Source organism: Streptomyces sp. LMG1-1-1.1 (assembly GCF_040815545.1).
Taxonomy (GTDB): domain Bacteria; phylum Actinomycetota; class Actinomycetes; order Streptomycetales; family Streptomycetaceae; genus Streptomyces.
In genome coordinates this window covers 1-13,793 of sequence record NZ_JBFPNH010000077.1, presented here as the reverse complement: position 1 = coordinate 13,793, position 13,793 = coordinate 1, and the positions used below count along the sequence as shown (strand labels likewise).

Sequence of the window (13,793 nt, the reverse complement as noted above, 5' to 3'; positions counted from 1 at the left end):
GCGCGAACACCTCCGCCGCGAACTCCTCCAACCGGCCCCGCACCGCAGCAAGCTCCCCAGCCCTCATACAGCCAGCGAACTACCACCCACCCACCACGACAAGACCACCTAACAAAGCACTACTAGGCGGTGTCCTGCCGAGGGGACGCTGTCCTGCCGGTCGGGATCCAGCCGGTCGGGATCCTGCCGGTCGGGCCCGGGTTACTCCCGTACGCCGAAGCCCGCGCGCAGCGGCTTGGGCAGGAGGTCGTTGCAGGCGAGCTGGCCCGCGTGGGTGAGGGCGTCGTCGCGGCACTCGTAGAAGTCGCTGTAGACGAGCTGCATCGTGAAGCCGACCGCGACGATCATGAGGGCGACGCTCGCCGCGACGAGACCGCTGATCGCGGCCGTCCGCATGGAGCGCACCGGGGTGGCGGAGGCGCCCTGCCCGGACGGCCGGACCGGCGCGGGGCCCTGGCCGGGGACCGTTCCCTCGGGCCGGCCCTGAACCTGGCCCTGGTCCTGCGCCTGTCCCGAGGGCTGGGGCGCCGGCTGTGACGTCGGCGACAGGTCGGCGGGGGGCTTCGGCTTGGCGCGGAGCGAGCTGATCGCCCAGTAGAGGCCGAGGGCGCCGAGCAGCAGTGCCAGCTCCGGGATCTCGAAGATGGCGAAGAAGAAGGCCCACATGCCCGCGAGGACCGCGTACCGCGCCCGCCGCTGGGCCGGGTCCGTCGGGTCCCAGCGGAGCCCCTGGCCTCGTCCGGGTCCGCTCCGGCCGGGCCCGCCCTCGGGACCGCCCTGGCCGCCGCCCTGCCGCTCGGGTCCCCGGCCGAAGCCGTCCGTCGAGGGGCCCGGTTGGCGCGGGCTCCAGCGGCCGTCGGACGCGTCCGGGGTGCCGGACTCGTCGTCGGAGCCCTCCGGCCGTCGCGGCCGCCACGGCTGGTCCGGCCGGCCCTCGGGCGGCGGTGCGAACGGGTTGTCGTCGTTCGTGGACTGGCGTTCCGGCATCTGCTGAACGTCTTCCCTCTGTCGTCGCGACCACGGCCGCACCCGTGGTCTCCACTGCTGTCTCGTCCGCCGCTGTGCGCTGATCGTCAGGCGTCGGACCCTGACGCTACCGCCCTGCTCCGCCCCCGTCCCGTGGGGGCCGTCCCGTGTGCCGGTATCGTTGCTGACGGTCGAGCCATTCGTAGGGTTCCCCGTATCGAGCGGCACGATTCGTTCGTACGACCGTACAAACACCACGGAAAGAGTGACCCAGTGGCTGCCGCCCGCCTCGTCGTCCTGGTCTCCGGGTCCGGTACCAATCTGCAGGCCCTCCTCGACGCCATCGCCGCCGACCCCGAGGGGTACGGGGCCGAGGTCGTCGCCGTCGGCGCCGACCGCGACGGCATCGCCGGCCTGGAGCGCGCCGAGCGCGCCGGGCTGCCCACCTACGTCTGCCGGGTCAAGGACCACGCCACCCGCGAGGAGTGGGACCGCGCCCTGACCGAGGCCACCGCCGCGTACGAACCGGACCTCGTGGTCTCGGCCGGTTTCATGAAGATCGTCGGCAAGGAGTTCCTCGCCCGCTTCGACGGCCAGGTGGTCAACACCCACCCGGCCCTGCTGCCCAGTTTTCCCGGTGCCCACGGGGTGCGTGACGCCCTCGCCTACGGCGCGAAGGTCACCGGATGCACCGTCCACTTCGTCGACGACGGTGTCGACACCGGCCCGATCATCGCCCAGGGCGTGGTCGAGGTGCGGGACGAGGACGATGAAGACGCTCTCCACGAGCGCATCAAGGAAGTCGAGCGCTCGCTGCTCGTCGACGTCGTGGGGCGTCTCGCCCGGCACGGCTACCGCATTGAGGGACGAAAGGTTCATGTCGGTGAACACGGACACCGTTAAGCCCATCCGCCGCGCGCTGGTCAGCGTCTACGACAAGACGGGGCTCGAAGAGCTGGCCCGCGGTCTGCACGAGGCCGGTGTCGAGCTCGTCTCCACGGGTTCCACGGCCGGGAAGATCGCCGCCGCCGGTGTGCCGGTCACCAAGGTCGAGGAGCTGACCGGCTTCCCCGAGTGCCTGGACGGCCGCGTCAAGACCCTCCACCCGCGGGTGCACGCCGGCATCCTCGCCGACCTGCGCCTCGAATCGCACCGCGAGCAGCTCGCCGAGCTCGGCGTGGAGCCCTTCGACCTGGTCGTCGTGAACCTCTACCCGTTCCGCGAGACGGTCGCCTCCGGCGCCACCCCGGACGAGTGCGTCGAGCAGATCGACATCGGCGGCCCGTCCATGGTCCGCGCCGCGGCGAAGAACCACCCGTCCGTGGCCATCGTCACCAGCCCCGGGCGGTACGCCGACGTGCTCGCGGCCGTGCAGGCCGGCGGCTTCGACCTGACCGCCCGCAAGCGCCTGGCCGGCGAGGCCTTCCAGCACACCGCCGCGTACGACGTGGCCGTCGCCTCCTGGTTCGCCGACGACTACGCCGCCGCCGACGACTCGGGCTTCCCCGACTTCCTGGGCGCCACCTACACGCGCGGCAACGTCCTGCGCTACGGCGAGAACCCGCACCAGGGCGCCGCGCTCTACGTCGACGGGACGGGCGGCCTCGCCGAGGCCGAGCAGTTCCACGGCAAGGAGATGTCGTACAACAACTACACGGACACCGACGCCGCGCGCCGGGCCGCGTACGACCACGCCGAGCCCTGCGTCGCGATCATCAAGCACGCCAACCCGTGCGGCATCGCGATCGGCGCGGACGTCGCCGAGGCCCACCGCAAGGCGCACGCCTGCGACCCGCTGTCCGCGTTCGGCGGCGTCATCGCCGTCAACCGCCCGGTGACGGTCGAGCTGGCCGAGCAGGTCGCGGAGATCTTCACCGAGGTCATCGTCGCCCCGGCGTACGAGGACGGAGCCGTCGAGGTCCTCGCCAAGAAGAAGAACATCCGCGTCCTGCGCGCCGACGGCGCCCCGGCCAACCCGGTCGAGGTCAAGCCCATCGACGGCGGCGCGCTGCTCCAGGTCACGGACCGCCTCCAGGCCGACGGCGACGACCCGGCGAACTGGACCCTGGCGACCGGCGAGGCGCTCTCCGCCGAGGAGCTCGCCGAGCTGTCCTTCGCCTGGAAGGCCTGCCGCGCGGTCAAGTCCAACGCGATCCTGCTCTCCAAGGACGGCGCCTCGGTCGGCGTCGGCATGGGCCAGGTCAACCGCGTCGACTCCGCGAAGCTGGCCGTCGAGCGCGCGGGCGAGGAGCGGGCGCGCGGCTCCTACGCCGCCTCCGACGCCTTCTTCCCCTTCCCCGACGGCCTGGAGATCCTCACCGCCGCCGGTGTGAAGGCGGTCGTGCAGCCGGGCGGCTCGATGCGCGACGAGCTCGTCGTCGAGGCCGCGAAGAAGGCGGGCGTGACGATGTACTTCACCGGCACGCGCCACTTCTTCCACTGATCCCCGCGCCGCGGCGGACGGAGGGCCCGCCGGTACGTCACACGTACCGGCGGGCCCTCCGCGTGGGGCGTGCCCCCGCGGGCCCCGGCGGCGACAGATCCGCCGAACGGGTGGACTCTGGTCTAATGGGTTGCTCTTTTGTCGGCCGCCGGTAGTGGGGGACGTGGTGTTGGACGTACTGAACAGGCCCGCTGCGGATCCGACCGAGGCCGAGCCGTCCGACGGGCTCTCCCCGGCACCGCTGCGCCCGTACCTGATCCTCGCGGGCGTCCTCTGCGGCCTGTACTTCCTGTACTCCTGGGTGCAGTACACGCACTTCCGTACGCCCTCCTGGGACCTCGGGATCTTCGGGCAGTCCGTCCGGGCGTACGCCGAGTTCCGCGCCCCCGTCGTCGACATCAAGGGCCCCGGCTTCCAGATACTCGGGGACCACTTCAGCCCGGTCACCGCGCTCCTCGCGCCGCTGTACTGGATCTGGCCCTCGCCGGTCTCCCTGCTCTTCGGCCAGGCCGCGCTGTTCGCGGGGTCCGCCGTCGTGGTCGGCCGGACCACCCAGCAGATCCTGGGGAGCCGCGCCGCCGGCATCGGGCTCACCATCGCGTACGGGTTGTCCTGGGGCCTCCAGGAGGCGGTCAAGTCCGACTTCCACGAGATCGCGTTCGCCGTCCCGCTGCTCGCCCTGACGTGCCGGGCCCTGCTCCTGGGCCGCTGGACCGCGGCCGCCGCCTGGTCGGTCCCGCTCGTCCTGGTCAAGGAGGACATGGGGCTCACGGTCGCCATGGTCGGCGCGGTGCTCTTCCTGAAGGGGCAGAAGCGGCTGGGCGCCGCACTGGCCGGGTTCGGCGTGGCGGCCTTCGCCCTCACGGTCCTCGTCCTGATCCCGGCGGCGAGCCGGCTCGGCCAGTACGACTACTGGTCGAAGATCGAGAAGACCGGCCAGGGCACCGAGACCTCGTTCGGGCAGGTCATCGGGGACGCCCTCGCCTCGGGCGAGCGCTGGGAGATGGTCTTCTACCTGCTCGCCATCACGGGCTTCCTCGCCCTGCGCTCCCCGCTGATCCTGCTGGTCCTGCCCACCCTCGGCTGGCGGTTCCTCTCCCAGGACGCCAACCACTGGGGCATGCACTGGCACTACAGCGCCATCCTCATGCCGATCGTCTTCCTGGCCCTCGTGGACGCCGCCCGCTCCGTGCGCACCTCGCCCCGGGCCTGGCTCGCCTCGTACGGGAAGGTGGTCGTCCCCGTCGCGACGGCGGTCGCGCTCGTCCTCGCCGCGAACCTGCCGCTGCGGGAGCTGCTGAAGTCGGAGACGTACCGCACGGACACCCGGGCCGAGCAGGCGCGGGCGGCGGTCGACGCGGTCCCGCACGGGGCCAGCGTGGAGGCCGACGTCTCGCTCCTCGCCCACCTCACGGCGGACCACCGGGTCTACTGGGTGGGCACGTCGAAGGGTGCCGACCCGGACTATCTGGCCTTCGACCTGCGCGGCTGGTCGCAGCAGGTGTCGGACCCGGAGCGGCTGGCTTCGCAACTGCATCCGGAGGCGCGGTACGAGATCACGTACCGCTCGGACGGGTTCGCGGTCCTGAAGCGGCGGTGAACACGGGTAAGGGGCGGGATCCGCGAACGGATCCCGCCCCTCACCGCGTCAGGCTCAGTACTGCTGCTTGTTCCGGTTGAACCAGGCCGCGCCGTCCGACTTCGCCGTGAAGACGATGATCAGGACGCCGAGCGCGAGGCTCACGATGCCGAGCGGCAGCGAGAACAGGCTGAACACCACGGCGAACGCGGCGTAGACGATCGAGCCGATGCGGACGCCGTTGCCGCCGGAGCGGAACTTGGCGGCCAGCACCATGCCGATGGCGGCGAAGACGAGCGAGATGACGCCCGCGACGATCAGGAGGCCCTGACCGAAGTCGGCGAAGGCCTCGGCGTCGGCCGACGAGGCGCCCGACTTCTCCAGCTCGCTGTCGACGGCGAAGGACAGGCCGATGATCGCGAGGCCGCCGATCAGGTTGAAGGCGCCGGTGATCCACAGCATCACGCGGGCGGCCTTCACCCCGCCGGGCATCTCCATGGTCGCGCCCGGGTAGCCGCCGCCGTACGGGGAGACCGGCGGAGCGGCCGGGTAGCCGTAGCCGCCCTGCTGCGGCGGGACGCCCTGGGGGGTCTGCTGCGGGTAGCCGTAGCCGGGCTGCTGGCCCTGGCCCTGCTGGCCGTAAGGGTTGTTCGGGTCGCCGAAGCTCATCGCGGGTTTCCTCCGTGAATTTCTCTGTGCGGGGACGACGCGGCCCGCGCGGAGGACTTTCACGGCATTTGAGCGGATTTCCCCCCGGCACTTTCCGCGGTACTGCGCGGATCATCGTTGTCGTACCGTCGACTTTTTGTCCAGTCGATACGTGGTGGAGTTGTGCAAGTGCAACCTGTCGCTCCGGATGACGGAGTCCTCGGCGGGAGCGAATTGGAACAAGGCGGGGGTCATCCGGGAGGATGTCTCCATGAGCGCCCAGATTCTCGATGGCAAGGCCACCGCAGCCGCGATCAAGTCCGATCTGACCGTCCGTGTGGCGGCCCTCAAGGAGAAGGGCATCACGCCCGGCCTCGGCACCGTCCTGGTCGGCGACGACCCGGCCAGCCAGAAGTACGTGGCCGGCAAGCACCGCGACTGCGCGCAGGTCGGGCTCGCCTCGATCCAGCGCACGCTGCCCGCCACCGCCACCCAGGAGGAGATCGAGGCGGTCGTACGGGAGCTCAACGAGGACCCGGCCTGCACCGGCTACATCGTCCAGCTCCCGCTGCCCAAGGGCATCGACGAGAACCGCATCCTGGAGCTGATGGACCCGGCCAAGGACGCGGACGGCCTGCACCCGACCAACCTCGGCCGACTGGTGCTCAACGAGCCCGCCCCGCTGCCCTGCACGCCGAACGGCATCGTCACCCTGCTCCGCGCCCACGGCGTGGAGATCAACGGCGCCGAGGTCGTCGTCGTCGGCCGCGGCGTCACCATCGGGCGCCCGATGCCGCTCATCCTGACCCGCCGCTCCGAGAACGCGACCGTGACCCAGTGCCACACCGGCACCAGGGACCTCTCGGCGCACCTGCGCAACGCCGACATCATCGTGGCGGCGGCCGGCGTCCCGCACCTCATCAAGGCGGAGGACGTGAAGCCGGGCGCCGCCGTCCTCGACGTCGGCGTCTCGCGCAACGGCGAGGGCAAGATCCTCGGCGACGTGGACCCGGGCGTCGCCGAGGTGGCCGCCTGGATCTCCCCGAACCCGGGCGGAGTGGGCCCGATGACCCGCGCGCAGCTCCTCGTCAACGTCGTCGAGGCCGCCGAGCGCGCGGCCGCGGCGCTCTGACGTGACCTCCGGGACCCCGGGGGCACCCGGGAACCCGGCCGGGGCGGACGCGGCGACGGACGACGCGGCCGCCTCCGGGACCCCGTACCCCGCCGAGGGCGCGACCGCCGCGGAGGGCGGGGCCGAGGCCGGGCCCCCGCGCGCTCCGTGGAAGCGGCCGGCGCCGTCGCTGACCACCGACACCGCGCGGCCCGAGGGCGGCGGCCGGGCGGCGCCCGGCGACGCCCCGGCCCCGGCGCGGCAGTGGCCGCTGCTCACCGTCCTCGGTCTCGCCGGGCTCGGCCTGGTCGTCGTGGGCACGGACCCGTTCCCGCAGGCCTTCCGGGTGGGCGTGATGCTGGTCGGGGCGGCGCTCCTGCTGGGCGCCGTACTGCGCCAGGTGCTGCCGTCGGTCGGCATGCTGGCCGTCCGGTCCCGCTTCACGGACCTGATCACGTACGGGGTGATGGGCGCCCTGATCGTGTTCCTCGCGCTCATGGTGCAGCCGGGGCCCTGGCTGCGGATCCCGTTCCTGGAGGACGTGCTCCATCTGACGGTCACGTAGTCCGGCGGTGCTCGCGACGGCGCCCGCCCTCTCCCCCGTGGGAGGGCGGGCGCCGTCGCGTTCAAGGGTCATGTACGTGTCAGTACGGGGACAAGATCCATCGGCGCGCTGTGGCACGGAAGTGACCATTCCGGTACCCGGGAGGCGCACGGACGGGTGGCAGTGAGCCGGACCACAAGGGAGTGGGGGTGCGCAGGGCCCCGGGTCCGATAGCCTGACCGCTGGAAATCTCTTCACATCGAGACACCGATCGATCAGACCGATCGATCGTCGATCAGGAAGGGACGTCCAGCACCAGGGGCAGGGACCCCCACCGCCAGCTGTCTTACGGAGATCGCCATGACCCGCACTCCCGTGAATGTCACCGTCACCGGCGCGGCCGGCCAGATCGGCTACGCGCTGCTCTTCCGCATCGCCTCGGGCCACCTGCTCGGCGCGGACGTGCCGGTCAAGCTGCGCCTCCTCGAGATCCCGCAGGGCGTGAAGGCCGCCGAGGGCACCGCCATGGAGCTCGACGACTGCGCGTTCCCGCTGCTCAAGGGCATCGACATCTTCGACGACCCGAACAAGGGCTTCGAGGGCGCCAACATCGGCCTGCTCGTCGGCGCCCGCCCGCGCGGCCCGGGCATGGAGCGCGGCGACCTCCTCGCCGCCAACGGCGGCATCTTCAAGCCGCAGGGCGAGGCCATCGCCGCGCACGCCGCGGACGACATCAAGGTCCTCGTCGTCGGCAACCCGGCCAACACCAACGCCCTCATCGCCCAGTCCGCCGCCAAGGGCGTCCCGGCCGAGCGCTTCACCGCGATGACCCGCCTGGACCACAACCGCGCGCTGACGCAGCTGGCCCAGAAGACCGGCTCCTCGGTCACGGACATCAAGCGCCTCACCATCTGGGGCAACCACTCCGCGACCCAGTACCCGGACATCTTCCACGCGGAGATCGCCGGCAAGAACGCCGCCGAGGTCGTCGGCGACGAGGCGTGGCTGGCCGACACCTTCATCCCGACCGTCGCCAAGCGCGGCGCCGCGATCATCGACGCCCGTGGCGCGTCGTCCGCGGCCTCCGCCGCCAACGCCGCCATCGACCACGTGTACACCTGGGTCAACGGCACCGCCGCGGGCGACTGGACCTCCATGGGCGTCCCGTCCGACGGCTCCTACGGCGTCCCGGAGGGCCTGATCTCCTCCTTCCCGGTCACCTGCAAGGACGGCAAGTACGAGATCGTCCAGGGCCTGGAGATCAACGACTTCTCCCGCGCCCGCATCGACGCCTCCGTGGCGGAGCTCTCCGAGGAGCGCGACGCCGTTCGCGAGCTCGGCCTGATCTGAGCCACGTCCTGATCCGAGCCGTCCGATCCGGGCCCTGCCCCGACCGGGTTCCGGCTCCGTGAGCTCGGCGCCCCCGGACCGCACGACCGACCGTGCGGCCCGGGGGCGTCGTTTTTTCGCGCCGACACGGCGCCCTGAGCTCCCCTATGCTGTCCCACCGGTCATCGGCCAACTCGGCCGGACATACGGACAGTTCCATACAATCGGGGGAGAGTCTTGCCGCAAACGTTCGTGCCCGAGCAGCCAGGTCGGCCACCGGGCGCGCCGCCCGCCGTCGACCCGCGCCGCTTACCGGCCTCCAGCGAGGCGACCCGGCTGCTCTGCGCCGGCACGTACCTCGACGACGGATTCCGCGACGCGGTCATCGACCAGCTGTACGTCCACGAGGAGCGCTTCGCCGCCCCCGCCCTCGGCTACGACGCGACCCGCGTCCTCGCCCACGCGCTGCGCGCCCGCCGCGTCGAACTCGCCTGGGCCGCCGGCACCCTCGCCCTCTGGATCGTCGCGATCCCGCTCACCAAGGGCCTGATCGCCCTGCTGATCGCGCCGTTCCTCGTGCTCGGCCTCGCCCGCTGGATCCGCGGCAAGGCGGCCACCACCCCGGTCTACCGGAGCGTCCCCGCCTTCCTGCTGCGCTGGTACGGGCGGCTCATGTTCCTCCAGTCCGCGCTGCTCCTCCTCTTCCTCGTCACCGGGGACGAGGAGTCCGACCCGGACTTCCTCGGCGACCTCTCCGACACGGGCGAGGTCCTCGACCTGGCGGTCGGCCTCGCCGCCCAGGAGATGTGGGGCGTCGGGAAGCTGGAAGCGTGGATCACCCTCGCCGTGCCACTGCTCGTGGCCTGGGCGGTGGCCACCCAGCGCGGCCAGTTCGCCCGCGCGCTCACCCGTGAACTCTCCCGGGAGCGCTTCCCCGACCAGGGCACCGACCCGGCCGAACTCGCCGAGGGGGCCCGCTCCCGCCGGCTGCGCGACCGGATCCGGATCGAGCAGCACGCCCGGCTGATCATGTACGACGCCGACGACCCGTTCGTCGGCGCCGGCGAGCCGTACGAGCCCTGGTCGCTCTCCATCGAGCTGCGCCCCCGCAAGAACCTCGACGGCAAGGCGCCCGAACCGCTCGACAACAGCGCCATCATGCGCCACGTCGTCCCGCTGGTGGAGGCGCTGCGCGTGCCCTCCCCGCACGGATCGCCGCGGATCCAGGCCGCCGTACGGGACCGGCTGCGCGAACTGGAGATCGACGAGGTCGTGTTCCTGCCCGTCGACGGACTGCCGGACCGCACCGCCGCGCCGTACACCCCGGAGGGGTTCGAGGCACACCGCTCGGGCGCCATCGAGGAGGGCGGCGAGACCCGCCGCCACTTCCTGCGGATCAGGGTCGGCGGCTGGGGCGAGGAGATCGTCACGACCGTCTTCGTCCGCGTCCACACGCAGGGCGGGATGCTGATGCTGGAGGTCGCCCCGCACGTGCTGCGGCCGGTGAAGCCGCTCTACCGGTACGCCGACCGGGTCGCCCACCGCTACCTGCACAACCACCACGTCGGCAAGGCCGTGTGGGCGCTCGGGCAGACCCCGCGCTCCGCCGGGCGGGCGCTGGTCACGCTCGGACGCGCGGTCGGCCAGCTGTGGCGGGTGCTGACGGCGGGCCACGCCCACGCACTGCCCGAGGGCCCGTGGGTCTCGGTCCGCGAACTCGGCTCCGACGACCAGGCCTCCCTCTTCCAGGAGATGGACGTCAGCCGCTATCTGAAGAGCGTGCAGGACCGGGTCGCGCACGGCGTGACGGTCGCCCTCCGCGAAGCCGGCTACGAGACGGACGAGTTCGAGCAGAAGATCGTGCACGTCGCCGAGGGCGGCACGTTCATCGAGAACACCCAGGGCAACGTGACCCTCGGCAACCACAACACCGTGACCCACAAGACGTTCACCACTTCGAAGACCGGAGGCGACCGTGGCTGACAGCGACAACTCCCGTGACCGCGGCGGCATTCACGTCACCAACACCGGCGGAAACGTCACCATCGGCGACAGCAACACCGTCACCAGCACCGTCAACGGCACCGGCCCGGACCGCGACCCCCTGCAGGAAGCGCTGCTCCAGGCCATCGGCAAGCTCCGAGCCGACCTGGCGGGCGTCGTCCCCTCCGAGCAGACGGCCGCCCTCGACGAGGAACTGTCCGACGCCGAGGACGAGATCGAGGGCACGGGACGCGCGGACGCCGGCCGGCTGCGCCGCCTGCGCCAGGCCCTCACGGACGCGGGCGCGGTGACCGGGATCCTCGCCTCGGGCGTCGCCGTCGGCCAGGCCGTCGGCACCCTGCTCGGTGGGTGAGATGAGCGGTCACGGGGGCGGGGCCCGCTGGAACGACGAGACGCAGAGCTGGGAGCGCGGCCCGGTGTCGCCGCCGAGCGGTCCCCCCGGTCCCGCCGCCGCCCCGCACGGCGCCGGCCCCGTCGTACCCCCTCCGCCGCCGCCTCCGGAGTACGCGCCGGAGTACGGGCCGGGCGGTACGCCGGGATACGGGCCGAGCAGCACGTCGGGGTACGGGCCTGGCTGCGAGTCGGAGTACGGCCCGGGCGGTACGCCGGGATACGGGCCGGGTTACGCGCCGGAGTACGACCCCGAGACGGGCGGCTGGCAGTACACCGTGCCCGGCACCGCCGCGGCGGACCGGCCGCGCTCGCGGACGGCGCTCGCGGCCGGGGTGGCCGTGGCCGTCCTGGCCGCCGGGTCCGTGGGCGGCTGGCTCGTCTGGGGCCGGGGCGACGCGAAGACCCCGGGGGCGGGCGGCCCGGCGGTCTCCGTCTCGGTCCCGCCGGACAGCGGCGAGACCACCACGGAGCCGGCGACCGGCGGCACCCCGTCGGACTCGCCGTCGCCGTCCGGCACGCCGTCGGCCCCGACGGACGACGTGCCCCCGCCGGGCTACGGAGCGCAGCGGGACCTCAAGGGCTTCACCATCGCCGTCCCCGACGGCTGGGACCGCACCGAGTCCGACCAGGGCGTCTTCTTCAACGCGCCGGACCGCCGGAGCCTGATCCAGGTCTTCGTCGTCCAGGAGTCGGGCATGACGCCGTACGACGCCCTGCGGGGTGCCTCCGACGACGGCCGCGCCAACAAGCCCGGGTACGAGGAGATCAGCCTCGAACGGGTCACCGGCGAACCGGGCGCCCCGCCCGACGCCGCCGAGCTGGTGTACGCCTACGACCGCGACGGCGGCCGCCGCAAGGTCGTCGACCGGGCCTTCACCGCCGCGGACGGCAACCACTACGCGATCCTGGCCGCCGGCCCGGAGGCCGACTGGCCGAAGCAGCGGGAACGGCTCGACGTGGCCCTGGAGTTCTTCCGCCCGGGCGCGTACTGACGGGCGGGACACCCGCGCGTACTGACGGGCGGGACACCCCGCGCGTACGGACGGGCGTGACACCCCTGGCGGAGGTGTCACGCCCTCGGGGCGGCCTGCCGGTCAGGCCCCGAGCGCCCCGAGCGCTCCGACGTCGCGGAGGTTCCCCGCGAGGGCGGCGAGGCCGTCGAGCGACCGCAGGAGCAGTCCGTCGCCGAAGGTGATCCGGGTCGCGCCGAGCGCGCCGAGCTCGGCGAAGGACGGGCCGCCGGGGACGGCCAGGACGTTGAGCGGGAGGTCGCCGAGGGCGGCGCGCAGGAGCGGGAGGTCCGCCGCCGGGGCCGCGATCGGGTAGACGCAGTCCGCGCCCGCCGCCGCGTAGAGCCGGGCGCGGGTCACCGCCGCCTCCGCCGGTTCGGGGGCCCGGCGGATGTACACGTCCACGCGCGCGTTGACGAACAGCTCGGGGCCGGCCGCGGCCCGCACCTCCGCCAGCCAGTCCGCGTGGGCCGCCGGGTCCCTGAGCGCGCGGTCGGGACCGGTGTCCTCCAGGTTGACGCCGACGGCGCCGGACTCCCGTACGCGTTCCACCAGCTCGGCCGCCGGAAGGCCGTAGCCGCCCTCCAGGTCGGCCGTCACGGGCACGGAGACCGCGCGGGCGATCCGCGCCACGGCGGCGAACATCTCCGCCGCCGGCGTCGCCCCGTCCTCGTAGCCGAGGGAGGCGGCGATCCCGGCGCTCGGCGTGGCGAGGGCCGGGAAGCCGGCGGCCTCGAACACGCGGGCGCCGGCGACGTCCCAGGGGCCGGGCAGCACCAGGGGATCGTCCGCGGCCCGCCCCCGGTGGAGGGCGCGCAGGGCCGCGGCCTTCGGGCCGCCGCTCACGCGGAGCGCGGGGTGTAGTGGCCGGGCGTCAGCCGGGTGGTGACGCCGATCCGGTTCCAGGCGTTGATCGTGGTGATCGCCGCGATGACCCGGGCGAGTTCGGTCTCGTCGAAGTGCTCGGCGGCCCGGGTGTACACCTCGTCGGGCACGAAGCCGTCGGTGAGGACGGTGACGGACTCGGTCAGCGCGAGGGCCGCGAGCTCCCGCTCGGTGTAGAAGTGCCGGGACTCCTGCCAGGCGGAGAGCTGGACGATCCGCTCGACGGTCTCGCCCTCCGCCAGCGCGTCCTTGGTGTGCATGTCGAGGCAGAACGCACAGCGGTTGACCTGCGAGGCCCGGATCTTGATCAGGTGGTAGAGGGTCGGGTCGACGTCCTTCGCCGCGGCCGTCTCCAGGCGGACCATCGCCCGGTAGAAGTCGGGGAGCAGCTCGGCCAGGGCGAGGCGCGGGGCGTGCTCGTGGGCGGGAGCGGTGGACTCGGCCGGGGGTGCGGTCCGCTGGGTCGTGGTCGTCATACCGATCACCGTACGAGCCCTGTGGCGCACGCGTATGGTCCATTTCCATGGCGAACGAGTGGGCCACTTTCGGCTCCGACCTTCATCTGGAGCTGCACGGGCCGCGGCTGCGCGCCGGCCTCATGGAGGCCCTGCGGGAGGCCGTGCGCAGCGGACGCCTGGAGGCGGGCACCCGGCTGCCGTCCTCCCGGACGCTCGCCGCCGACCTCGGCATGGCCCGCAACACCGTCGCCGACGCCTACGCGGAACTCGTCGCCGAGGGCTGGCTGACGGCCCGGCAGGGCTCCGGCACCCGCGTCGCCAAGCGGGCGGCCACGCGCCGGGCCCCCGCCCAGGCCCCCGGCCCCGAGGCCCGCCCTGGCCCCGAGGCCCGCCCTGGCCCCGAGGCCCGCCCTGGCCCCGAGG

At 73.0% G+C, this 13,793-nt stretch carries 14 protein-coding genes; 10 read left to right on the top strand and 4 right to left on the bottom strand.

Going from position 1 to position 13,793, the window contains the following annotated elements:
* Positions 1 to 201 precede the first annotated feature (201 nt).
* On the bottom strand, positions 202 to 987 hold the full coding sequence (locus MRBLMG1_RS34755) for a hypothetical protein (RefSeq protein WP_367828143.1): 786 nt from the start codon (positions 985 to 987) through the stop codon (positions 202 to 204).
* 252 nt (positions 988 to 1,239) lie between these two features.
* Between MRBLMG1_RS34755 and purN the strand changes: the two genes are divergently transcribed.
* From purN to MRBLMG1_RS34740, 3 genes are all read left to right on the top strand, one after another.
* Entirely contained in the window at positions 1,240 to 1,869 is a 630-nt protein-coding gene (purN, locus tag MRBLMG1_RS34750; protein ID WP_367828142.1) for a phosphoribosylglycinamide formyltransferase, read from the top strand.
* On the top strand, positions 1,844 to 3,409 hold the full coding sequence (gene purH, locus MRBLMG1_RS34745; RefSeq protein WP_367828141.1) for a bifunctional phosphoribosylaminoimidazolecarboxamide formyltransferase/IMP cyclohydrolase: 1,566 nt from the start codon (positions 1,844 to 1,846) through the stop codon (positions 3,407 to 3,409). The genes purN and purH overlap by 26 nt, the downstream gene beginning before the upstream one ends.
* A gap of 166 nt (positions 3,410 to 3,575) precedes the next feature.
* The gene (locus MRBLMG1_RS34740) at positions 3,576 to 5,009 is read left to right on the top strand and encodes a DUF2079 domain-containing protein (RefSeq protein WP_414721708.1); all 1,434 of its coding nucleotides are present in this window, start codon (positions 3,576 to 3,578) and stop codon (positions 5,007 to 5,009) included.
* Between the two features lie 54 nt (positions 5,010 to 5,063).
* On the opposite strand, the gene MRBLMG1_RS34735 is transcribed toward MRBLMG1_RS34740, so the two are convergent.
* A complete protein-coding gene (locus MRBLMG1_RS34735) occupies positions 5,064 to 5,657 on the bottom strand; it encodes a hypothetical protein (protein WP_367828140.1) in 594 nt (197 codons plus the stop codon).
* Between the two features lie 250 nt (positions 5,658 to 5,907).
* On the opposite strand from MRBLMG1_RS34735, the gene MRBLMG1_RS34730 reads away from it, so the two are divergent.
* The 6 genes from MRBLMG1_RS34730 to MRBLMG1_RS34705 all read left to right on the top strand — a co-directional run bounded on the left by MRBLMG1_RS34730 (position 5,908) and on the right by MRBLMG1_RS34705 (position 12,009).
* Positions 5,908 to 6,768 carry a bifunctional methylenetetrahydrofolate dehydrogenase/methenyltetrahydrofolate cyclohydrolase gene (locus MRBLMG1_RS34730; RefSeq protein ID WP_017239671.1) on the top strand — a complete coding sequence of 287 codons (861 nt, stop codon included), beginning with the start codon at positions 5,908 to 5,910 and terminating at the stop codon, positions 6,766 to 6,768.
* A 1-nt stretch (position 6,769) separates the two neighbouring features.
* Positions 6,770 to 7,312 carry a DUF3017 domain-containing protein gene (locus MRBLMG1_RS34725; RefSeq protein WP_367828139.1) on the top strand — a complete coding sequence of 181 codons (543 nt, stop codon included), beginning with the start codon at positions 6,770 to 6,772 and terminating at the stop codon, positions 7,310 to 7,312.
* A 339-nt stretch (positions 7,313 to 7,651) separates the two neighbouring features.
* Positions 7,652 to 8,641 (top strand): malate dehydrogenase, encoded by a 990-nt coding sequence (locus MRBLMG1_RS34720; protein ID WP_367828138.1) that lies wholly within the window; start codon positions 7,652 to 7,654, stop codon positions 8,639 to 8,641.
* Positions 8,642 to 8,857: 216 nt separating this feature from the next.
* Positions 8,858 to 10,603 carry a hypothetical protein gene (locus MRBLMG1_RS34715; RefSeq protein ID WP_367828137.1) on the top strand — a complete coding sequence of 582 codons (1,746 nt, stop codon included), beginning with the start codon at positions 8,858 to 8,860 and terminating at the stop codon, positions 10,601 to 10,603.
* Positions 10,596 to 10,976, top strand: a complete 381-nt coding sequence (locus MRBLMG1_RS34710; protein WP_367828136.1) for a hypothetical protein — start codon at positions 10,596 to 10,598, stop codon at positions 10,974 to 10,976. The genes MRBLMG1_RS34715 and MRBLMG1_RS34710 overlap by 8 nt, the downstream gene beginning before the upstream one ends.
* Position 10,977: 1 nt before the next feature.
* Positions 10,978 to 12,009 (top strand): hypothetical protein, encoded by a 1,032-nt coding sequence (locus tag MRBLMG1_RS34705; RefSeq protein ID WP_367828135.1) that lies wholly within the window; start codon positions 10,978 to 10,980, stop codon positions 12,007 to 12,009.
* 102 nt (positions 12,010 to 12,111) lie between these two features.
* Here the strand turns inward: MRBLMG1_RS34705 and MRBLMG1_RS34700 are convergent, their stop codons facing one another.
* Positions 12,112 to 12,873, bottom strand: coding sequence for an isocitrate lyase/PEP mutase family protein (locus MRBLMG1_RS34700; protein WP_367828134.1), 762 nt, complete (start codon positions 12,871 to 12,873; stop codon positions 12,112 to 12,114).
* Entirely contained in the window at positions 12,870 to 13,388 is a 519-nt protein-coding gene (locus tag MRBLMG1_RS34695; protein ID WP_367828133.1) for a carboxymuconolactone decarboxylase family protein, read from the bottom strand. The genes MRBLMG1_RS34700 and MRBLMG1_RS34695 overlap by 4 nt, the downstream gene beginning before the upstream one ends.
* A 47-nt stretch (positions 13,389 to 13,435) precedes the next feature.
* Between MRBLMG1_RS34695 and MRBLMG1_RS34690 the strand changes: the two genes are divergently transcribed.
* Positions 13,436 to 13,793: GntR family transcriptional regulator (locus tag MRBLMG1_RS34690; protein WP_367828132.1), on the top strand; the 358-nt coding region annotated here is incomplete at its 3' end.